Source organism: Populibacterium corticicola (assembly GCF_042683685.1).
Classification (GTDB): Bacteria; Actinomycetota; Actinomycetes; order Actinomycetales; family Cellulomonadaceae; genus Timonella; species Timonella corticicola.
In genome coordinates this window covers 752179-773169 of the sequence record NZ_JBHUOP010000001.1, presented here as the reverse complement: position 1 = coordinate 773169, position 20991 = coordinate 752179, and the positions used below count along the sequence as shown (strand labels likewise).

At 59.1% G+C, this 20991-nt stretch carries 24 protein-coding genes; 20 read left to right on the top strand and 4 right to left on the bottom strand.

Annotated elements, in window-relative coordinates:
* The first annotated feature begins 21 nt into the window (after nt 1-21).
* The 3 genes from aroB to ACFSYH_RS03525 all read left to right on the top strand — a co-directional run bounded on the left by aroB (nt 22) and on the right by ACFSYH_RS03525 (nt 2439).
* Nucleotides 22-1155 carry a 3-dehydroquinate synthase gene (gene aroB / locus ACFSYH_RS03535; RefSeq protein WP_377465129.1) on the top strand — a complete coding sequence of 378 codons (1134 nt, stop codon included), beginning with the start codon at nt 22-24 and terminating at the stop codon, nt 1153-1155.
* 107 nt (nt 1156-1262) lie between these two features.
* Nucleotides 1263-1706, top strand: a complete 444-nt coding sequence (locus ACFSYH_RS03530; protein ID WP_377465128.1) for a type II 3-dehydroquinate dehydratase — start codon at nt 1263-1265, stop codon at nt 1704-1706.
* 106 nt (nt 1707-1812) lie between these two features.
* Nucleotides 1813-2439 (top strand): SatD family protein, encoded by a 627-nt coding sequence (locus ACFSYH_RS03525; protein WP_377465127.1) that lies wholly within the window; start codon nt 1813-1815, stop codon nt 2437-2439.
* A 42-nt stretch (nt 2440-2481) separates the two neighbouring features.
* Here the strand turns inward: ACFSYH_RS03525 and ACFSYH_RS03520 are convergent, their stop codons facing one another.
* Together ACFSYH_RS03520 and ACFSYH_RS03515 are read right to left on the bottom strand one after the other, a co-directional pair.
* Nucleotides 2482-2739 (bottom strand): type II toxin-antitoxin system RelE family toxin, encoded by a 258-nt coding sequence (locus ACFSYH_RS03520; protein WP_377465126.1) that lies wholly within the window; start codon nt 2737-2739, stop codon nt 2482-2484.
* Nucleotides 2736-2984: a type II toxin-antitoxin system Phd/YefM family antitoxin gene (locus tag ACFSYH_RS03515; protein ID WP_377465125.1), complete on the bottom strand. Its 249-nt coding sequence runs from the start codon at nt 2982-2984 to the stop codon at nt 2736-2738. The genes ACFSYH_RS03520 and ACFSYH_RS03515 overlap by 4 nt, the downstream gene beginning before the upstream one ends.
* 117 nt (nt 2985-3101) lie before the next feature.
* On the opposite strand from ACFSYH_RS03515, the gene ACFSYH_RS03510 reads away from it, so the two are divergent.
* From ACFSYH_RS03510 to ACFSYH_RS03500, 3 genes are all read left to right on the top strand, one after another.
* Nucleotides 3102-3536, top strand: coding sequence for a hypothetical protein (locus ACFSYH_RS03510; protein WP_377465124.1), 435 nt, complete (start codon nt 3102-3104; stop codon nt 3534-3536).
* 173 nt (nt 3537-3709) lie between these two features.
* Nucleotides 3710-3943, top strand: a complete 234-nt coding sequence (locus tag ACFSYH_RS03505; protein ID WP_377465123.1) for a type II toxin-antitoxin system ParD family antitoxin — start codon at nt 3710-3712, stop codon at nt 3941-3943.
* A complete protein-coding gene (locus ACFSYH_RS03500; protein WP_377465121.1) occupies nt 3940-4230 on the top strand; it encodes a type II toxin-antitoxin system RelE/ParE family toxin in 291 nt (96 codons plus the stop codon). The genes ACFSYH_RS03505 and ACFSYH_RS03500 overlap by 4 nt, the downstream gene beginning before the upstream one ends.
* A 136-nt stretch (nt 4231-4366) precedes the next feature.
* On the opposite strand, the gene ACFSYH_RS03495 is transcribed toward ACFSYH_RS03500, so the two are convergent.
* Entirely contained in the window at nt 4367-5293 is a 927-nt protein-coding gene (locus tag ACFSYH_RS03495) for a hypothetical protein (RefSeq protein WP_377465120.1), read from the bottom strand.
* 135 nt (nt 5294-5428) lie between these two features.
* Here ACFSYH_RS03495 and efp point away from each other — a divergent pair, with 135 nt between their 5' ends.
* The 10 genes from efp to pyrF all read left to right on the top strand — a co-directional run bounded on the left by efp (nt 5429) and on the right by pyrF (nt 17964).
* Nucleotides 5429-5992 carry an elongation factor P gene (gene efp / locus ACFSYH_RS03490; protein WP_377465119.1) on the top strand — a complete coding sequence of 188 codons (564 nt, stop codon included), beginning with the start codon at nt 5429-5431 and terminating at the stop codon, nt 5990-5992.
* A gap of 1 nt (nt 5993) precedes the next feature.
* Entirely contained in the window at nt 5994-6419 is a 426-nt protein-coding gene (gene nusB / locus ACFSYH_RS03485; RefSeq protein ID WP_377465118.1) for a transcription antitermination factor NusB, read from the top strand.
* Between the two features lie 600 nt (nt 6420-7019).
* Nucleotides 7020-8738, top strand: a complete 1719-nt coding sequence (locus ACFSYH_RS03480; protein WP_377465117.1) for an AMP-binding protein — start codon at nt 7020-7022, stop codon at nt 8736-8738.
* Nucleotides 8739-9004: 266 nt separating this feature from the next.
* A complete protein-coding gene (pyrR, locus tag ACFSYH_RS03475; protein WP_377465116.1) occupies nt 9005-9598 on the top strand; it encodes a bifunctional pyr operon transcriptional regulator/uracil phosphoribosyltransferase PyrR in 594 nt (197 codons plus the stop codon).
* On the top strand, nt 9595-10629 hold the full coding sequence (locus tag ACFSYH_RS03470; RefSeq protein WP_377465115.1) for an aspartate carbamoyltransferase catalytic subunit: 1035 nt from the start codon (nt 9595-9597) through the stop codon (nt 10627-10629). Before pyrR ends, ACFSYH_RS03470 begins: the two co-directional genes overlap by 4 nt.
* Nucleotides 10626-11945, top strand: coding sequence for a dihydroorotase (locus ACFSYH_RS03465; protein ID WP_377465114.1), 1320 nt, complete (start codon nt 10626-10628; stop codon nt 11943-11945). The genes ACFSYH_RS03470 and ACFSYH_RS03465 overlap by 4 nt, the downstream gene beginning before the upstream one ends.
* 9 nt (nt 11946-11954) lie before the next feature.
* Nucleotides 11955-12491 (top strand): PH-like domain-containing protein, encoded by a 537-nt coding sequence (locus ACFSYH_RS03460; RefSeq protein WP_377465112.1) that lies wholly within the window; start codon nt 11955-11957, stop codon nt 12489-12491.
* A complete protein-coding gene (gene carA, locus ACFSYH_RS03455; RefSeq protein ID WP_377465111.1) occupies nt 12488-13741 on the top strand; it encodes a glutamine-hydrolyzing carbamoyl-phosphate synthase small subunit in 1254 nt (417 codons plus the stop codon). The genes ACFSYH_RS03460 and carA overlap by 4 nt, the downstream gene beginning before the upstream one ends.
* Nucleotides 13742-13747: 6 nt before the next feature.
* Complete coding sequence (gene carB, locus ACFSYH_RS03450) at nt 13748-17077, top strand: carbamoyl-phosphate synthase large subunit (protein ID WP_377465110.1); 3330 nt, start codon at nt 13748-13750, stop codon at nt 17075-17077.
* The gene (pyrF, locus tag ACFSYH_RS03445; protein WP_377465109.1) at nt 17074-17964 is read left to right on the top strand and encodes an orotidine-5'-phosphate decarboxylase; all 891 of its coding nucleotides are present in this window, start codon (nt 17074-17076) and stop codon (nt 17962-17964) included. The genes carB and pyrF overlap by 4 nt, the downstream gene beginning before the upstream one ends.
* A 128-nt stretch (nt 17965-18092) precedes the next feature.
* On the opposite strand, the gene ACFSYH_RS03440 is transcribed toward pyrF, so the two are convergent.
* The gene (locus ACFSYH_RS03440; protein WP_377465108.1) at nt 18093-18287 is read right to left on the bottom strand and encodes a hypothetical protein; all 195 of its coding nucleotides are present in this window, start codon (nt 18285-18287) and stop codon (nt 18093-18095) included.
* Between ACFSYH_RS03440 and mihF the strand changes: the two genes are divergently transcribed.
* The 4 genes from mihF to coaBC all read left to right on the top strand — a co-directional run bounded on the left by mihF (nt 18281) and on the right by coaBC (nt 20989).
* On the top strand, nt 18281-18592 hold the full coding sequence (gene mihF, locus ACFSYH_RS03435) for an integration host factor, actinobacterial type (protein WP_377465107.1): 312 nt from the start codon (nt 18281-18283) through the stop codon (nt 18590-18592). The genes ACFSYH_RS03440 and mihF overlap by 7 nt on opposite strands.
* 2 nt (nt 18593-18594) lie before the next feature.
* Nucleotides 18595-19203 (top strand): guanylate kinase, encoded by a 609-nt coding sequence (gmk, locus tag ACFSYH_RS03430; RefSeq protein ID WP_377465239.1) that lies wholly within the window; start codon nt 18595-18597, stop codon nt 19201-19203.
* A gap of 200 nt (nt 19204-19403) precedes the next feature.
* On the top strand, nt 19404-19676 hold the full coding sequence (gene rpoZ, locus ACFSYH_RS03425; RefSeq protein WP_377465106.1) for a DNA-directed RNA polymerase subunit omega: 273 nt from the start codon (nt 19404-19406) through the stop codon (nt 19674-19676).
* Nucleotides 19677-19777: 101 nt separating this feature from the next.
* Complete coding sequence (gene coaBC / locus ACFSYH_RS03420; RefSeq protein ID WP_377465105.1) at nt 19778-20989, top strand: bifunctional phosphopantothenoylcysteine decarboxylase/phosphopantothenate--cysteine ligase CoaBC; 1212 nt, start codon at nt 19778-19780, stop codon at nt 20987-20989.
* Nucleotides 20990-20991 lie beyond the last annotated feature (2 nt).

The window sequence follows — 20991 nt, the reverse complement described above, 5'->3', positions numbered from 1 at the left end:
TCGCTTCGCCAAAGGAGAACCATGAACGCAACACCCACCCGCGTAACAGTGACAGCCGAACGCACCTACGATGTCGTGATTGGGAAGAACCTCCTCGGTGAACTTCCAGCTCTCCTTGGTGAGGATGTCAAGAAGGTGCTCATCATGCACCCTGAGGCACTCGAGGCCACCGCTACCGCCGTGCGGGAGGACCTTGAGGCCCAGGGGTATACCGCGCTTCTGGCTGTCATCCCGGATGCCGAGGAAGCCAAGAACGTTCAGGTTGCCGCGTTTGCGTGGCAGATCCTTGGACAGTCTGACTTCACTCGTTCCGATGCGATCATCGGTCTGGGTGGGGGAGCAACCACCGACCTTGCGGGCTTCGTCGCTGCAACCTGGCTGCGCGGGATCAAGGTTATCCAGATCCCAACCACGCTGCTTGCGATGGTCGATGCCGCGGTTGGCGGCAAGACGGGTATCAACACGGCTGAGGGCAAGAACCTGGTGGGAGCATTCCACAGTCCGAGTGGCGTGCTGTGCGATTTGGCTGCGCTTGAGACCCTGCCGAAGTGGGACTTTATCGCTGGACTTGGTGAGGTCATCAAGACCGGTTTCATCGCAGACCCCGAGATCTTGCGGTTGGTCGAGGAGAACGCCGAGGCGTTGAAGAATTGGCCAGAATCCGCCGAGAAGATCTGGCCTGTCGTGCATGAACTTGTTGAGCGTTCCATCGCGGTGAAGGCTGAGGTTGTTTCGGCTGACCTGCGCGAGGCGTCATTGCGAGAAATCCTCAATTATGGGCACACCTTTGGTCACGCGATTGAGCTGACTGAGCGCTACTCGTGGCGTCACGGCGCGGCCGTCTCGGTGGGTATGGTGTTTGCAGCCGAGCTATCCCGGCTCGCAGGTAAACTGGATGAATCCATCGTGGAACGCATGCGTTCCATTCTGGTGTCTGTTGGTCTGCCCATCACGTACCGGGGGGATAAGTGGGAGGCGCTGCTCTCGGCTATGCGACGAGATAAAAAGTCTCGTGGAGACCTGTTGCGTTTCGTTGTGCTTGAGGATATTGGCAAGCCTGTGCGTCTTGAAGGTCCAGACCCGATGCTGCTGGTGTCGGCATATGCTGAGGTGTCGAGTGATCCTGCACCGACCTCGCAGAAGGTGTTTCTCTGATCTCCGCATGATGCAGATCCTTGATCTGTCGCGGAGGCTCGGCATAGATCGCCATTGTCCGGTGGTGACCACCGTTGATCTCACCAAAGGAAGATGTAGGAGTAGGTATGGCAGACGTCCTGGTATTGAACGGTCCCAACCTTGGCCGTCTGGGGGTGCGCGAACCAGACGTGTACGGTTCGCTGAGTTTTGCCGATCTGGTTGAACGGTGTGAAAGCTGGGCATCTGAGGCAGGCTTGAGTGCGCAGGTGCGTCAGACTGATAACGAGGCCGAGATGATCGCGTGGATTCACGAGGCCGTTGACGCAGGTAGCGATGTGGTGTTGAACCCGGCCGCGTTCACCCACTTTTCCTACGCGATCCGAGATGCCGCCGCTATGATCACCAAGGGTGGGCACCACCTTGTTGAGGTGCACATCTCCAATCCGTACGCTCGTGAGGAGTTTCGTCACAACTCGGTGGTTGGTGGCATAGCTACCGGAACCATCGCAGGATTTGGATTCGACTCCTACCGTCTGGCGATCTCTGCTATCGCCGCATTGCGCAAGTAGCCGCACGTCGCTGGAAGTGGAACGCATGCTGGGGCGCATCGGCTCGTCGTCAATAAATTAACCCTATAGGGTTGATTCTGCAAAGTTAACCCTATAGGGTTGATTTATGTTTGTGATGACGGTGGATCAGCAAGGTAGTCGTTCCAGTAGCGACCTCGTGCCTGAAGTGCTCAACTCCCTTGAGCGTGTGTTGCACGGACGCAAGGGAGTTGCGCTGCCTTTCACCCGCACGATTGGTGACGAAATCCAAGGGGTTCTGACGTCGCCAACTGCAGTTGTTGCATGCTCGCGTCGACTGCTACGACTTGGGAACTGGTATGTCGGGATAGGCGTCGGGGGAATCCAGCAGCCGATGCCTGCAACCTCCGTTGAGGGAAACGGTCAGGCGTTCATCCATGCACGTGAAGCCGTTGAAGACGCGAAGATTCAGCGCGGTAGCGTTCCTGCGTCTGTGCGTTCCGACAACCCTGAGGCGGCTCAACATCTCCAAGCACTTCTACGGCTAATCGGCTTGACCTGGCGGACGCGTTCCGAGGCTGCATGGCAGGCTGTCGACCTGCTCGTGAATGACCACGGTGAGCTGACCGGAGCCACCCAAGCTGATGCGGCGGATGCTCTCGGTGTTTCTGCCGCGGCAATCTCGAAGCGCCTCAAAGGTGCAGCTTTCGATGAAGAGCAGGCGATCTACCCTCTGCTCCAACGCCTCCTCCTTCGCGCTGATTCACCCACTTAAAGTTTGAGCAGATCGTTTCTGGAGGGCGGTTCGGGGCGTCGCCTAGCGCGTATAAATCTCTTTGCTGTGTCCCAGATCTACTACAACCACCAGCAGAACATGATCCTGGATCGTATAGATGATTCTGTAATCGCCCACTCGCACACGATAGCCGTCGCGTCCTTTCAGGCTAATTGCCCCAAGAGGGCGCGGATACTGTGCGAGCAGTGTGATTGCGCCTTGGATGCGGGATCTATCCTTGGGATGGACTTTACGAAGAGCCCTAACAGCGGACGGTCGTACTTCAACCCGATAGTTCATGCCCACCCTAGATCGGCTTTAACCTGCTCCCACGGGATATTGTCGCCTTCTTCGGCCATTGCTTGGTCGAATCGAGCAATATCTTCGAGTTCCTCGGTGGCTTCGACAAACTGGTCAAAGAGTTCGGGTGCAATGATGACAGCTTCTCGATGCCCTCGCCGTTCGATGGTTACGGGCGAGACGCGCGTTTGACGAATGGCTTCAGCAAAGTTCTTGCGTGCCTGCGAGGCTGAGATGGTGACCATAGCTCAATTGTACAATTGCGCGGACAAAGCGTACATCTCTAATGCGTTGCATTCTTGGATTAGGGGACTAGGCCCCCAGCTGGTAGCAGTGTCAGAGGCTCGTGGGAACATAACCACATGGCATTTCTGATCTGGGCGGCAACCCTTGTTGTCGCGGCTGTGGGCGGATACTACTTCACTAAACTTGTGCTCAATCTTGCGCAGCGCCGTACCGAACATGAGCGTCCTCCTCGGCCGGAATCGGCGGAAACTGGGGAACCCGGTGGATCGGCAGGGGCAAACGGCAATGATGGTCCGGACAGTGAGGCGGCTAAGAGTGGCCTGCGCGGCGGAATGTGGATCGGCATCCTCGAACGAGTGCTTGTGACCTCGTTCCTTATGACCGGGCAGATCGCTGGAGTCGCAGTCGTTGTGGCGGTGAAAAGTCTTGGTCGATACCCGGAACTCAATACTTCAAACTCGGAACGGTTCATCGTGGGCACCATGGCATCACTTTTATGGGCGCTCTTCTCTGCGTGGGCGGGAACGGCGGCGCTACATCACTTCCTCTAGTTCAACGTAGCGCCGGTTCGGGTGGGTGATGTGGTGCTCCACTCATATTGCGATTCTCCGGTAACAGTAACCACAAAGAGTCGCATGCTCACCGGAAAACCACCATGCAGACAGTGGCTAGGCGGTGAGGCAGCCGCCTGTACCGCAATACCAATTCTTGGTAATCTTGGTGGATGGCACAGAACACCTCTATTAGCTTGGATCAACACTTTTCCGAGTTCTTGGCGCGTGAAGTCGCATCGGGACGCTACCGCTCAGCAAGCGAAGTGGTGCGGGCAGGTCTGCGCCTGCTGGAAGACCAGGAAACGCATCTGTCCGCGTTGCGTGCGGCATTGGTTGAAGGCGAGCAGAGCGGGTCTGCGGAAGACTTCGATTTTGATGCGTTCATCGAGCGTAAGAAATCGTGAGGGTGTATCGGCTCACTCCGGCGGCTCAACACGACCTGTCGTCAATCTGGGATTACACCGAAGAGCGCTGGGGGATCCGGCAAGCTGAACTCTATATTGGAGATATTCGGGCTGCTATTGAACGCATCGCCGACGATGCGGAACGCGGGCGCCCCTGTGATGACATCCGAGAGGGCTACCGGCGGTACACAGTGGGGCGCCATATCGTTTTCTACAAGGAGAACGCCAACAGCGTGGACGTCATCCGCATCCTTCATCAGCGCATGGATGTAACTAGGCACCTCTAATTACCCGCGGCGAGTATCGTCGCAATTTGCGATTCTCCGGTAACAGTAACCACAAAGAGTCGCATGCTCACCGGAGAACCACCATGCAGACAGTGGCTAGGCGGTGAGGCGGTCGCTAGATAGCGTTAGCGGGCTGCTAAGCCACCTGCCCAGCCCACGCGGACAGGAAGAACTCGCCCGCCTCGTCGAAAATCAAACTCGGGTGCGTGAGCACCGGGTAGTCGGTCTGCGGCAACTGCTCGGACGGGCGAACATCCACATGCGACGCGGTGAACCCGTGCACGAACAACCAGTCGGTCATCTTGTAGTCGCTACGCGAATCGCCCATCGTGAACCAACGTTGTGGGGGAGTGATGCCCTGCTCAAGGAGCAGGTCAATGAAGCGGCGCGCGCCGATATCCTTACCCGTCCGGGAATGTTCCACGTCTGTTGCGAGTACCGACGAGTCGATTCGATAGTTCGTGCGGTTCCCGTTGACAGCGGGGTCGGTTTCGAGGGCCTTGAGTTCAGCGCTGATATTGCCGTGCCAGGAAATATCGAACCCGGCATCCAGTACGATCTGTGCGACTGCCCCGTCGAGGGGTGCGCGGCGTGCAATGAAGTCGTCGTTGGTGATGTCAAGGCGCTGTTCGAGGGAAACCATGGTGCGTTTGGAATCATCGAAGAACACGAGGTCCGAGAACTCACCTTCGGCCAGATGCTGCATTTTCTGGCGGACGTCATCCGGCACAATCAGGTTCTCATCAACCACGAGTTGCTCCGGCGAACCGAACCGGAACCACGTGCCACCCTTCTCACCGATGCCCCACACGAGCGCATCCTCGTGCATACCTGCCGCGTACAGCGGCCCGGACACCTCGCGTACGAGGAAATCATCGCCACGGCCCGTGTTGAACGCGATCGGCACGCCCGAGTTCGCTAACGTGACCAGAGCCTCAAGTAGGCCGGGCTGTGAAACAGTCCGCGTGATCGGGGAAGAAATGGGGCCATCAACATCGAGTAGGAGGCCGAAACCATCGGGTTGTGTGACGCAGTACGGGGTGGGGTCAGAAGAATTGAGCACGTTATAATGGTACGCACCCTCGTGAGCCTTAGCTGAGCTGGACTCCTGATGCGAGGCATTCGATGCCCATCAGTGCAGTGACCTCACGGCACAACGCGGGGACGTACTTTGTTAACTAAAAAGGAAGTTCAATTCGTGGCTACCACCAACGACATCAAGAACGGCACCGTCCTCAAGCTCGACGGTCAACTCTGGACCGTCCTCGAGTTCCAGCACGTCAAGCCAGGTAAGGGTGGCGCATTCGTGCGCACCAAGATCAAGAACGTCACCACCGGCAAGCTCGTTGACAAGACCTTCAACGCTGGACTCAAGATCGAGACCGCAACCGTTGACAAGTCGGACATGCAGTACCTGTACCAGGACGGCGACGACTACGTATTCATGGACAACTCCACCTACGACCAGATCCTGATCCCAGCATCGGTTGTTGGAGACGCCAAGAACTTCCTCCTCGAGAACGGCAACGCAACCGTTGCCCAGAACGAGGGCACCGTGCTCTACATCGAGCTCCCAGCATCGATCATCACGGTCATCACCTATACCGAACCTGGCCTCCAGGGCGACCGCTCGTCCGCAGGCACGAAGCCAGCGACCATCGAGACCGGCTACGAGATCCAGGTTCCCCTCTTCCTTGAGGTTGGCACCAAGGTTAAGGTCGACACCCGCGACGGTTCCTACCTCGGACGTGTGAACGACTGACGTGGCAGGAGTAAACGCACGTACCAAAGCTCGAAAGCGCGCTATGAACGTACTTTTCGAGGCCGAGCAACGCGACATCGCACCGCTCACGCTCCTTCGCGAGCGACTTGTCAACCCCGGAGTGGAAGCCGCGCTTCCCCAGTATGCGTCCGACATCGTTGAGGGCTACGCCGAGAATAGTGCCCGTATCGATGAGATCCTCGAGACCTACTCCAACGGCTGGCCACTCGACCGTATGCCCGCCGTTGACCGCGCCCTGCTGCGCATCGGTGCATGGGAGATCATCTACAACGACGATGTCCCGGACATCGTTGCCGTGGATGAGGCGGTCGAGTTGTCGCGCGACCTGTCAACGGACAGTTCGCCAGCGTTCCTTAACGGGTTGCTTGCGCGCATCGTTGAGGTCAAGCCGTCTCTGGTTGACTGATTTTTAGCCCCACGGCTTTGTGTCATGGTGGTTTGGAGGGCCGTTCCCGATCTGGGGAGCGGCCCTCTTCCCATTGGTGACGCTCCGCCGCAAGCAGGATGGGGTTATAGGCCACGAGTGTGCCTAAGAGACAACATGGTGATTTTCCGGAATCAAGGCCTAAGAAAAAACACCCTAACTCCGGAAAATCACCATGTTGTGCTGTTCAGGTGTGGAATGAACGGCTTGCCCCACTATCGGCGGGCTGTTTTTGGTCCGGGTGCGCATACTTTGTATGCACACCCGGACCCTTTTCAGCCCTTCAATTTATTGGCGACGATTCACGCTGTCCTCGCAGCGCCTCCCGACCCAGCCGGGCCACACGAGGGCACCTTGCCGAATCGTCGCCAATCTGTGTGCACTCGCGTGTACCCAGAATGTTTGAGAGTTACGAAAGTCGCACCCGCAAACACGGAGAGTGCGCATTTGTGCACTCTCAAATCGCAGTGGGCTGTGTGAGTGCGCACTTTCGTTGCCAAGACGGAAACAAGTTGTGTGAAATGTGAAAAACCCGAACCTACGGTCTCGTAACTTACGGGTGCGTAAGTTATTCTGGTGCTTGTGAACGCAACAACACAGCCATGGCTTGAACACTACCCATCAACGGTGCCCGAAACGGTGCAAGTACCCGACACAGACGTCACTGAACCGCTGTGGACCAGCGCGAATCGGTTCCCACAGCGCGACGCACTCGATTTCATGGGGGTGTCCACCACCTACACCGAACTGATTGACCAGATTGAACGCGCAATCACGATACTGACCTCCCATGGCGTGAAGAAGGGGGATCGCGTGGCTCTCGCGCTCCCGAACTGCACCACCCATGTTGTTGCCTTCTACGCGGTGCTGCGCATCGGCGCGATCGTGGTCGAACACAACCCGCTGTACACGCGCTCGGAACTTGTGCACCAACTCAAGGATTCGGGCGCAAAGTATGCGATCTTCTGGGACAAAACCGCTGCCGAACTGGGCGATGGCGTGAGCGGTACCGATGTTGAAACGCTGTTCAACGTTGATGTGTCCCGTGACCTCCCGGTAGTCAAGCGACTGCTCCTGAAACTCCCCGTTGCCAAGGCACGCGAGACCAAGGCTGCTCTATGCGCGATCCCACCCAGCTACGCTAAATCCTGGGTCTCCCTGATGGGTCAGGCTCAAGCAGGACTCGCATCGGAGCCAGTCGCTGCTGCAGATGACATCGCGGTCATTCAGTACACCGGCGGTACCACTGGAACGCCGAAAGGCGCGGTGTTGACCCACCGCAATCTCGTGGCCAACACCGTTCAGGGAACCGCCTGGACCGGCGCGGATCAGAACATGGGTACCGAGGTGGTGTACGGTGTGCTGCCGTTCTTCCATGCGTTTGGACTCACGCTCTGCCTCACCTATTCGCTGCGTATTGGCGCGACCGTTGTACTGTTCCCGAAGTTCGATGTGGATCAGTTCCTCGCTGCCCACAAGAAGCGCCCTGGAACCTTCCTGCCAGCCGTACCTCCGATGCTGTCACGCCTCACGACTCGTGCCGAAGAGAAGGGTGCGGACCTCACATCGTTCAAGATCGCACTGAGTGGCGCTATGCCTCTACCACAGGAGACCGCAGAGGCATGGGAGCGTGTGACCGGTGGGCTGGTCATCGAGGGTTACGGCATGACCGAGTCCTCGCCGGTTGCGCTCGGAAACCCGGTTTCGCCGGATCGTCAGCCTGGCCGGTTGGGGTACCCGTTCCCGTCGACCGATGCGATCATCGTGGATCAAGATGACCACACCAAGGTGCTTCCGCTGACCGAACGTGGGGAGTTGCTCGTGAGCGGTCCGCAGGTATTCCAGGGCTACTGGAACCGCCCGGAAGAAAACGAGCACGTTCTGGTGGAGATCGACGGCAAGACCTGGTTGCGTACCGGCGATGTCGTCGTGATGGATGAAACCGGTTCCTTCAAAGTGGTTGATCGGATCAAGGAGATGATCATCACCGGTGGTTTCAAGGTGTTCCCATCACAGGTGGAAGAGCATGTGCGCGAGATGCCAGAGGTTTCGGATGTCGCGATCGTTGGTGTTCCAGCTGGGGACCTAGGGGAGCGGGTTGTTGCCGCTGTCGTTCCCGCTGACCTCGGTAAGCCCGTCTCACTGAAGGCGATTCAAGACTGGTGCGACGACAAACTCGCACGTTACGCGTTGCCCCGTGAACTCGTGGTGGTCGAAGACCTCCCACGCTCCCAGATCGGCAAGGTGCTGCGTCGAGTGGTCCGCGAACAGATTCTTGAGGGTGCCGCTGCCAAGGCCTGATTGAACAGTCTTCGTTCCGGTCAGGGTATGGTTTCTGTTCCGCCTAATAAGTGATTAGGCGGAACAGAAACCATACCCTGACCGTTGGCGGTCTATGGGACAACGCAGGGTGCAGGACGTTGAGGTTCTGTTGCACACGTTAAGCGGAGCACGTGATGGTCAACACGTGGGACGGTAACATCCCCCCAAGGGAGAAGTTGTAGGCTTGAAAAGTCCAATGACAATCCTTTAACTACCGTCCTGTGAGGCGGAGAAGGTGGGGCACGGTGTCAGCATCGACGCACGCCAGCGACAACGGACCACAGGTACCTGATGGTGCCTCCGAGGTCCTCGGAGATCAGGAGATCTCCCGTGCGCTTACTCGTATCGCGCATGAAGTCCTTGAACGGAACAAGGGTGGCGAGAACATCGTCATCCTTGGAATCCCAACCCGCGGTTACCCAATCGCAGCCAGGCTTGCACAGCGGCTGCAACAGGTGGAGCCCAGCCTTGAGGGTGCTTCAATCCTCGGCTCGCTCGACGTGACCATGTACCGCGATGACCTTCACAAACAGCCGCCCCGGGCTATTGGCGCGACCGAACTCCCACCACAGGGGATCGACGGAAAAATCGTGATCCTGGTGGATGACGTGCTGTTCTCGGGACGCACCATCCGTGCGGCTCTCGATGCTCTGCAGGATCTGGGACGTCCACGCAGCGTCCAGTTGGCCACGCTGGTTGACCGCGGACACCGGGAACTGCCTATCCGCCCCGACTATGTGGGGAAGAACCTGCCCACGTCTTTGACTGAGCGCGTGGATGTTCGTCTCGTGGAAACAGATGGCGTTGACGGCGTCTACATCTCTGGAGGTGCAAAGTGAAGCACCTGCTGAATACCGCAGACCTGTCACTCGAAGAGGCCGTTCTGCTCCTTGACACCACTGCTCAGATGGCTGCGACCCAGGGCCGGGAGATCAAGAAACTCCCAACCCTACGCGGACGCACAGTGGTCAACCTTTTCTTCGAGGACTCAACCCGCACCCGAATCTCGTTTGAGACTGCGGCGAAGCGCCTGTCTGCGGATGTCATCAACTTCTCCGCCAAGGGCTCCTCAGTGTCTAAGGGGGAAAGCCTCAAGGACACCGCACTGACTCTCTCGGCAATGGGAGCCGATGCAGTGGTCATCCGCCACCAGGCGTCCGGCGCTCCGCACCTGCTGGCGCACTCGGGGTGGATAAACGTCCCCGTGATCAACGCGGGAGATGGAACCCACCAGCACCCAACCCAGGCACTGCTTGACGCCTTCACGCTACGCCGTCACCTTGGCGGCGAACTGGTCCCAGCCGGTGAGTTGCCTGCCGTGATGAACGGGCTTGGCGGCGACTTGCGCGGCCGGAAGATCGCGATCGTGGGCGATGTACTGCACTCCCGCGTGGCGCGTTCCAACGTGTTCCTGCTGCACACGCTCGGTGCGGAGGTCACCCTCGTGGCCCCACCGACGCTCATTCCTGTGGGCGTGGAAACCTGGCCATGCGCGGTTTCGTACAACTTCGATGAGGTGCTGTCCGACTGGAAGCCAGACGCGGTCATGATGCTGCGGGTTCAGCGCGAGCGCATGAGCGCGTCCGGGGGAGGTTTCTTCCCTAGCCCACTTGAGTATTCGCGCTTGTATGGCTTGGATGCGCGGCGCCTCGATTTCCTCGAAGATCACGCAATTGTGCTTCACCCTGGACCGATGAACCGTGGTTTGGAAATCTCTGCGCAGGCCGCCGATTCCAAGCGATCCGTCATCGTTGAACAGGTCGCAAACGGTGTGGCAACCCGTATGGCTGTGCTCTACCTGCTGCTTGCGGGCGACACCACTCCAACCTCACTCAACGCATCCGACAACACGAAGGCAGGCAACGCGTGACCTCCACGACCCACGTTATCCAGAATGTCGCTCCCTACGGTAAAGAGCGCGTTGACCTCGTGCTGCGCGATGGAGTCATTGCCGCTATCGAACCAGCGGGAACCGCGAGCGCCGAAGGCGCCGAGGTCATTGATGCAAGCGAGCTGATTGCGCTACCGGGTCTCGTTGATCTGCACACGCACCTTCGTGAGCCTGGCCGTGAGGACGCGGAGACGGTGTTCACGGGTACTCGTGCGGCTGCGGTTGGTGGTTTCACGGCGGTGCACGCGATGGCGAACACCACTCCGACGCAGGACACTGCTGGTGTTGTTGAGCAGGTGTGGCGTTTGGGTAAGGAAGCTGGCTGGTGCGACGTGCACCCGATTGGTGCGGTATCGGTTGGCCTTGAGGGTGAGCAACTGGCTGAGCTGGGGGCGATGGCTGCCTCTGAAGCTCAGGTTCGAGTGTTCTCCGATGATGGTAAGTGCGTGCACGACCCGGTGTTGATGCGCCGCGCGCTTGAGTATGTGAAGTCGTTTGACGGTGTCATCGCCCAGCATGCGCAGGAGCCACGTCTGACTGAGGGCGCCCAGATGAACGAGGGCATCGTGTCGGCTGAGATTGGTTTGGCTGGCTGGCCTGCCGTTGCCGAGGAGTCGATCATTGCCCGCGATGTTCTGCTTGCGGAGCATGTGGGGTCGCGCGTGCATATCTGCCACCTCTCCACTAAGGGGTCCGTTGAGATCGTGCGCTGGGCCAAGCAGCGCGGTATCAACGTGACGGCCGAGGCGACTCCGCACCACTTGATCCTGACGGACGAGTGCGCGCGCGAGTACAACCCGGTGTTCAAGGTGAACCCGCCGCTACGCACGCAGGAAGACGTTGACGCGGTGCGTGAGGGTCTGGCTGACGGCACGATCGACATTGTGGCCACTGACCACGCTCCGCACCCGACGGAGGACAAGGACTGCGAGTGGAATGCCGCAGCGTTCGGTATGACCGGGCTTGAGACTGCGCTGCCAATCGTGCACGAGACGATGGTGAAGACCGGGAAGTTCACGTGGGAGGACGTTGCCCGCGTGCTCTCGGTGAATCCTGCTCGCATCGGACGCATTGATGATGGTGAACTTGCGCAGGGCCGCCCGCTTGAGGTGGGTGAGCCAGCGAACGTGGTTCTCTACAATCCAAACAGCCCCGTGGTGGTTGATCCCGAAGCCCAGGCAACGCTTTCGAATAACTCTCCATTCGCTGGAATGGAACTCCCCGGCCGAGTTGTGGCGACCTTCCTGCGCGGACGCGCGACGGTGTTGAACTCGACTCCGATCACACAGAACTAGGTTAAGCACATGACATTCCCTGAAGCAGTCGCGCTGATGATCGGTGTTGGCATCTTGATGTTGGGGTTGATGTGGTTGGGCTGGCGTGGACGCCAGCGGCGTTCCGCTCCTCTGGTGGGGGCGCTGCCAACCGCACCCGAGAACCTGGGTGACCAGCTCGTCGCCAATGTGCCCGGTATCTATGTCTCCAGCACAACGCACGGCGACTGGCTGGACCGGGTCGCCGCACAAGACCTCGGCTACCGATCAACCGCTATCGCCCGAGTATTCGAACACGGTGTGCTTATCGAGCGCGCCGGTGCTCGCGACGTGTACATTCCGGTCGACCAACTCATCAACGTGTCATTGACCAACGGAATCGCGGGCAAGGTTCTTGGAACTGACGCCATTGTTTTGATCGAGTGGCATGTTGGCGCCAAATACGCCGATGAGGAAACGCTGCTCGACACCGGCTTCAAACCCGACAGCAAGCATGATCGTGCACTCTTGGTGGATGCGATCAGCAAGATTATCCCAAGTACGCCCCAAGTTAAGGAGTCTAAGTGACCTCCCACAACACCGTCATTGATGCGCCGAGCGCGCCAGACGCCGCTCTTTTGGTCCTCGAGGACGGACGCACCTTTGTAGGACGCGCCTACGGGGCCAAGGGAACGACCTTCGGTGAGGTCGTGTTCAACACCGGTATGAGCGGATACCAGGAAACCCTGACAGACCCGTCGTACTATCGCCAGATCGTGGTGATGACCGCACCGCACATCGGCAACACCGGTGTAAACGACGAGGACCCAGAGTCGCAGCGAATCTGGGTGGCCGGGTTTGTTGTGCGCGACCCGTCGCGCAACGCGTCGAACTGGCGCGCAGAGCGCTCCCTTGACGACGAGTTGGTTGCGCAGGAGATCGTCGGCATTTCCGATATCGATACGCGGGCATTGACGCGACACCTGCGTGAGCGCGGTGTGATGCGCGCCGGAATCTTCTCCGGTGACTCGCTACGCGAAGGTGGCCGCCATCCGCGCCGCGTCGAAGAGCTGGTAGCCGAGGTTCAGGCGCAGCCTTCCATGAAGGGTGCTGCTCTCGCGCAGACTGTCTCCACCGAGGCCGCGTACGTGGTCGAACCGCAGGGTGAGTTCGAGGGCAAGGAACCGCTGAAGACTGTGGTTGCCCTTGATCTTGGTATCAAGGCGATGACGCCGCAACGTCTCGCGGAGCGCGGCATGCGCGTACACGTCCTGCCGGGTAACTCGACTATCGAGGACATCCTCGCGATCAACCCAGATGGCGTGTTCTTCTCGAACGGCCCCGGCGACCCGGCAACTGCCGAGTCTGAGGTAGCGCTGCTGCGCGAAGTTCTTGACCGTAAGATCCCTTACTTCGGTATCTGCTTCGGGAACCAGTTGCTGGGCCGCGCGCTCGGCTTCGGAACCTACAAGTTGCCATACGGACACCGCGGCATCAACCAGCCGGTCATGGAACTGTCCACCCGCAAGGTGGAAATCACGTCCCACAACCACGGCTTCGCGGTAGACGCACCAATCGGTGAGGTCGCAACAGCACCGCACAGCGATGGCAAGTACGGTCGCGTGATCGTTTCCCACGTTGGCCTGAACGACAACGTCGTTGAAGGTCTAGAATGCCACGACCTTCCCGCATACTCCGTGCAATACCACCCAGAGGCAGCAGCCGGACCACACGATGCGTCCTACCTGTTCGACCGCTTCCTGGACCTCATGACCTCCGGCGCGCCAACCGCTGCTGGACTCTCCACAGCAGCCCGCGCAAAGACTCAGGAGAACTGACACACAATGCCACGCAGGACAGATATCCAATCCGTACTCGTTATCGGATCGGGCCCGATCGTCATCGGTCAGGCATGCGAGTTTGACTATTCCGGAACCCAGGCATGCCGGGTTCTCAAGAGCGAGGGTTTACGAGTCATCCTCGTGAACTCCAACCCGGCAACCATCATGACGGACCCGGAGTTCGCTGACGCCACCTACATCGAGCCCATCACCACCGATGTGCTCACCTCCATCATCGAGAAGGAACGCCCAGACGCGATCCTGCCAACCCTCGGCGGACAGACCGCCCTGAACGCGGCAATCGACCTCGACGAGGCCGGGGTTTTGGACAAGTACAACGTCGAACTGATCGGCGCGAACATTCCGGCCATCCAAAAGGGTGAGGACCGTGAACAGTTCAAGCAGGTCGTGGACGTGTGTGGGGGAGAGTCCGCTCGCTCCGCAATCGTGCACACCATCGACGAGGCGCTCTCGGCAGCTGACACGCTCGGTTACCCGGTTGTTGTGCGCCCATCGTTCACGATGGGTGGTCTCGGCTCCGGTTTCGCGTACAACGAGGAAGACCTGCGCCGTATCGTTGGCCAGGGCCTGCACTATTCGCCAACCACTGAGGTTCTGCTTGAGGAGTCCATCCTCGGCTGGAAGGAATACGAGCTCGAGCTCATGCGCGACAAGAACGACAACGTCGCCGTGATCTGCTCGATCGAGAACGTTGACCCGGTTGGCGTGCACACCGGTGACTCGGTAACCGTTGCTCCGGCACTGACCCTGACGGACCGCGAATACCAGAAGCTCCGCGACATCGGTATCGCCGTGATTCGCGAGGTCGGCGTGGACACCGGTGGATGTAACATCCAGTTCGCCGTGGACCCAGACACGGGCCGCATCATCGTGATCGAGATGAACCCACGTGTCTCGCGTTCCTCGGCTCTGGCATCGAAGGCGACCGGTTACCCCATCGCAAAGATCGCGGCGAAGGTGGCCATCGGTTACACCCTCGATGAGATCCAGAACGACATCACCGGAACCACGTCCGCGGCGTTCGAGCCAACCATCGACTACGTCGTTGTGAAGGTGCCACGCTTCGCGTTCGAGAAGTTCCCAGCAGCCGATGACACCCTCACCACGACCATGAAGTCCGTGGGTGAGGCAATGTCGCTGGGCCGTAACTTCACCGAGGCACTCGGTAAGGCCCTGCGTTCAATCGATAAGGCTGGCACGAACTTCCATTGGAACGGCACCCCGGTAGCGGGCGCAGAACTCGACGCACTGCTTGAGGAAATCAAGCGTCCAACCGAACGCCGTCTCGTGCAAACCCAGCAGGCTCTGCGTGCCGGTGCGACCATCGAGCAGGTGTATGAGGCAACCAAGATCGACCGGTGGTTCCTCGACCAGATCCAACTCATGAACGAGATCGCGCAAGAGGTAGCCGACGCCCCAGCGCTCACCCGCGATGTGTTACTGCGCGCCAAGCGCAATGGACTCTCGGACCAGCAGATCGCCGACCTGCGCGGCATCAAGGGTTCCCGGGCCGCAGCCGAGGGTGCTGTGCGTGAGGTGCGCCGCGCGCTTGGTGTGCGCCCAGTGTTCAAGACCGTTGACACCTGTGCGGCCGAGTTCGACGCGAAGACCCCGTACCACTACTCGAGCTACGACGAGGAAACCGAGGTTGCGCCGCGTGAACGTGAGGCAATCCTGATCCTTGGTTCCGGTCCAAACCGTATTGGGCAGGGCATTGAGTTCGACTACTCGTGTGTGCATGCGGCGCTTGGTCTCAAGGATGAGTACGAGACCATCATGATCAACTGCAACCCGGAGACCGTTTCCACGGACTACGACACCGCAAACCGTCTCTACTTTGAGCCACTCACGTTTGAGGACGTCCTCGAAATCTACGAGGCCGAACTTGCTGCAGGCCCGATCAAGGGCGTTATCGTGCAGCTTGGCGGTCAGACCCCACTGAGCCTCGCCGCACGTCTCCAAGAGGCCGGTCTGCCGATTCTGGGTACCTCCCCGAAGGCGATCGACAACGCTGAAGACCGCGCAGAGTTCGGTCGAGTACTGAGCGAGGCGAACCTGCCCGCACCGGCATTCGGAACCGCAACGACTCTCGGTGAGGCGAAGGAGATCGCGAAGGGAATCGGTTACCCGGTTCTGGTGCGTCCGTCCTACGTGCTCGGCGGACGTGGCATGGAGATCGTCTACTCCGAGGAGCACCTGACCGGTTATGTGGAGCGTGCACTTGGCGAGGCTGCGTTGTCCGGTGGCCCACTTGCGCCGATCCTGATCGATCGCTTCCTGGACGACGCCATGGAGATCGACGTCGACGTTCTGTTCGACGGTGAGGAAATGTATGTCGGTGGAATCATGGAGCACATCGAGGAAGCCGGTATCCACTCCGGTGACTCCGCGTGCGTTCTGCCTCCGCTGACCCTGTCAGATGCCGAAATTGACCGCATCCGCCGCTCGACCCTCGCCCTAGCCAAGGGAATCGGCGTGCACGGTCTGATGAACGTGCAGTACGCGCTCATCTCGGATGTGCTGTACGTGCTTGAGGCAAACCCACGCGCATCGCGCACCGTGCCGTTCGTCGCAAAGGCAACCGGTGTTCCGCTTGCTAAGGCTGCGGCGCTGCTCATGGCCGGCAAGTCGATCAAGCAGTTGCGTGCTGAAGGCGTTCTTCCAGCGGAGGGAGACGGTTCGACCCTGTCGATTGACGCCCCAATCGCTGTGAAGGAAGCGGTTTTGCCGTTCAAGCGTTTCCGTACCACAGATGGCGTTGCGGTGGACACCCTGCTCGGCCCTGAGATGCGTTCGACCGGTGAGGTCATGGGCTTCGACGTGGACTTCCCAACGGCGTTCGCCAAGTCCCAGGCTGCGGCGTTTGGTGGCCTGCCAACGTCCGGTCGCGTGTTCGTGTCGGTTGCTGACCGCGACAAGCGCCAGGTGATCTTCCCGATCAAGCGCCTCGCGGAACTCGGCTTTGAACTGCTCGCCACCGCTGGTACCGCTAAGGTGCTGCGCCGAGCGGGTATTGCTTCTGAGATCGTGCGCAAGCACTCGGATGGGCGCTCAGAGACCGGCGAGCCCACCATCGTGGACCTGATCACCAATGGTGAGGTCGATATGGTCTTCAACACTCCGTCAGGTCAGGGTGCACGCGCGGATGGTTATGAGATTCGTGCGGCTGTGACTGCAGCCGACAAGCCAATCATCACGACCGCAGAGGAACTGACCGCTGCCGTCCAAGCTATCGAGGCTATCCTGTCCGGCCCGTTCACTGTGACCTCCATCCAGGAACACGCACAGCGCAACGCGGGTGTCTCAGCATGACCGCAGCAGTATCACCGCAGCGGGCACCGTTTGGTGCCCGCCTCGCGGCGGCCATGACCGAGTTTGGCCCGCTCTGCGTTGGCATCGACCCACACCCCGGTTTGCTGGCCGCATGGGGGCTTGCCGACGACATAGCCGGTTTGCGGTCCTTCTCACTCACCGTGGTCGAAGCGTTGGGTGGGAAGGTTGCATCCTTCAAACCGCAGTCTGCTCTGTTCGAACGCCACGGGTCCAAGGGCGTGGGCGTCCTTGAGGAAGTCATCGCTGCGGCGCGCGATGCAGGAACGTTGACTATCGTTGACGCCAAGCGTGGCGATATCGGATCAACCATGGCTGGGTATGCTGACGCGTTCCTCGCAGATGGTGCTCCACTCGCCGGTGATGCGTTGACGGTCTCTCCTTACCTTGGTTTTGGATCTCTGGCACCTGCGGTCGAACTTGCGCACGAAACTGGTAGGGGACTGTTTGTGCTGTGCCTGACCTCGAACCCTGAGGGGAAGCAGGTCCAGCACTCGGTAACTACGACGGGTACTTCGGTTGCCGCAGACATGGCGGCTCATGCTGCGGCGTTGAACGCGGATGCGGCATCTCGTGGTGAGCTTGGCTCGATTGGACTCGTTGTGGGCGCAACCATTGGCGACGCGGCTCGCGACCTAGGCGTCGATCTTGCAGCGGTAAATGGCCCGCTCTTGGCACCCGGTGTGGGTGCACAGGGTGCAGGTGCTGCTGAACTTGCCCAAGTGTTTGGTGGCGCGCGGACAAGTGTGCTGGCCTCAAGCTCCAGGGGCGTTCTGAAAGCTGGTCCAAGCCATGAAGCACTGCAGCGTGCAGCGCTAGTGGCAGCAGCCGAAGCTCGTGATGCGTTGCGCGACACGCCGAACGGATAGCTGTCACACGCTTTGGCGTGGTAAGGCAAACGTTTTACGAAGGCTCGGAGGGAATCCCCAGTTCATAGGGATTTTTCCCAGCCTTCGTCGTTTGCCAAATGCGCGAAATGTCCGATTTCTACGGGTATTCATGGGGTGTTGTGGCTGAATTTTTGTAGAAATCGCACGTCGTATGCCATTTTGGGCGTCATTTTTTCCAATTCCGGGTTACGGTAAAAATCGAGACGTTCCGAACTGGTGCAGATCAGGGCGGGAATCTCACCCCTTGGGTGCTCATCCGAGGACTCAACCGATTGATTGAGGAAGGTGACGAACGTTGCCATTACCAGAACTGACTCCAGAGCAGCGCGCCGCAGCGCTCGAAAAGGCGGCTGAAGCTCGTCGCGTGCGCGCCGAGGTGAAGGGTCGCCTCAAGAACTCAGAAACCAAGCTTTCCGAGGTGCTCAAGAAGGGCGAAACCGACGAAGCTATCGGCAAACTCAAAGTAGTATCACTACTTGAGTCCCTTCCCGGGGTAGGGAAGGTCAAGGCACGTGCGATCATGGGAGACGTCGGTATCGCTGAGTCTCGTCGCGTACGTGGTCTTGGGCCACACCAGGCGGCAGCTTTGATTGAAAGGTTCGGATAATCATTTCCGCTGCAGCACCATCCAACAATTCTCATACTTCGAGTGCGCCGCGCAGGCTGACCGTAATGGCTGGACCCACGGCAGTAGGCAAGGGCACAATCTCCGCTGACATCAGAGCACGCTATCCCGAAGTGTGGTTGTCAGTGTCTGCCACCACTCGAGACCCACGCCCGGGTGAGGTGGACGGAGTGAACTACTTTTTTGTTGGACCGCAGCGGTTCAGCGAGATGGTGGAGAATGACGAACTGCTGGAATGGGCTGTTGTCCATGGCCGCAATAGCTATGGAACCCCGCGGAAGGCCGTTGAGGAACAATTGAACACTGGCGTTCCCGCGCTGCTGGAGATCGATCTCCAAGGAGCGCGCCAGGTCAAGGAATCAATGCCTGATGCACAATTCATCTTTTTAGCTCCGCCGAGCTGGGAGGAACTAGTCCGACGTTTGATTGGCCGAGGCACCGAGAGTGCTGAGGAACAAGAACGTCGGCTAGAAACCGCACGCGTCGAGTTGGCGGCTCAAGCCGAGTTCGACCACATCGTCATCAACGATGACGTGACACGTGCAACCGATGAGATCATTCGGCTTATGGGTCTCGAGCCGAAGAACTTCTGAGTCTTCTTAGGTGCGGTGTGGATGGCTGAATGTCATCCACACCGCACTTTATTGCGTGGTGGGATTGTTGAGTTATAAACAATCTCGCACTACAATGAGACGGCTAGTGTTCACACTGGCCTGAACCCCTGGAGTTCAATCTGCACGATTGAATTGCCAGAGGAACCCAAGTTTTCGAACCCAAAACGTCGGAGTTCATTTTGTCTGGAACCGTTGCAGAACCAGTGGGCATCACTGACCCACCAATCGACGAGCTTCTTGGAGCCGTTGACTCGAAGTACGCGCTCGTGATCTACAGCGCGAAGCGTGCGCGTCAGATCAACGCCTACTACTCGCAGTTGAGCGAGGGTCTGCTCGAGTTTGTCGGTCCCCTCGTGGAAACCGAGAACCAGGAGAAGCCTCTCTCAATCGCTATGCGTGAGATCAACGAGGGCCTCCTGACCTTCGAACTCAAGGACGAGGACGCTAACTAGACGTTAGCCCTTCAACTCTTCCCATCTCCGCTCGCCCGTTCGGGCGGGCGGAGATTTTTGTTTGCTCAGCGCTGCCACGAATCTAGGTAAAGGGTCGAAACATGCGAATCATTGTGGGCGTCACCGGAGGTATCGCAGCATATAAGGCTGCCCATCTCGTACGGTCCTTTACCGAGGCTGGCCATGACGTCCGGGTCATTCCGACTCAGTCGTCGCTGAACTTCGTCGGTGCGGCGACCTGGGAAGCGCTCACCGGCCAACCTGCCACCACGAGTGTCTTCGAAGACGTGGACCAGGTTGCTCACGTCAAATTGGGGCAAGAAGCCGATCTCATCGTGATCGCACCTGCGACTGCGGACTTCGTGTCGAAGATTGCCACCGGGCGCGCAGATGACCTGCTCTCTGCCTCGGTTCTTGTAGCAACCTGTCCGGTCGTTGTGGCTCCCGCGATGCACACGGAGATGTGGCGCAACCCTGCAACTGTTGCGAATGTGTCTACCCTGCGCGAACGAGGCATCCACGTGCTTGAACCAGCAAGTGGGCGGCTCACCGGCAAGGACTCAGGCCCCGGACGTTTACCGGAGCCGGAAGACATCGCTGCATTCGCTCTATCGGTGAGTCAGATCAATCAGGATCTCGCCGGACTCAAAGTGGTCATCACTGCTGGTGGCACCCACGAACCCCTCGACCCCGTACGTTTCCTTGGCAACAACTCTTCAGGTCTCCAGGGCATCAAGCTTGCTGAGGCCGCAAAAGTTCGAGGTGCCGACGTTACGCTCATTGCCGGTGTTGTGACCGTGCCACTCCCACACGGGCTGGATGTGCGGCATGCAACGACCGCCCTCGATATCGAGCGCGACGTCAACGACCTTGCACCAGGAGCTGATGTCGTCATCATGGCCGCCGCCATCGCTGATTTCCGTCCCGTAAAGCGTCTCGATGCGAAGATCAAGAAGGTCCAGGGGCAAGAACCAGAACCCATCCGTCTGACGAAGAACCCAGATATCCTTGCGGGTCTTGCCGCCAATCGTCAGCGTCCAGGGCAGATCATCGTTGGCTTCGCCGCAGAGACCGGAGATGAGACTGGAACGGTACTCGACCACGGGCGAGCCAAAGCACTACGCAAAAAAGCCGACCTGCTCGTCGTCAATGAGGTGGGGGATGGGCTAGGCTTCGGCACTCCACACAACACCGTCACCATTTTGGATGCCGCAGGCGAGCCTGTAGGCGAGACAACCGGAGACAAACTTGCCGTATCGCACGCGATCCTCGATCACGTGGCCAAACTCGCTGCGGACAACCGCAAAAACTAAAG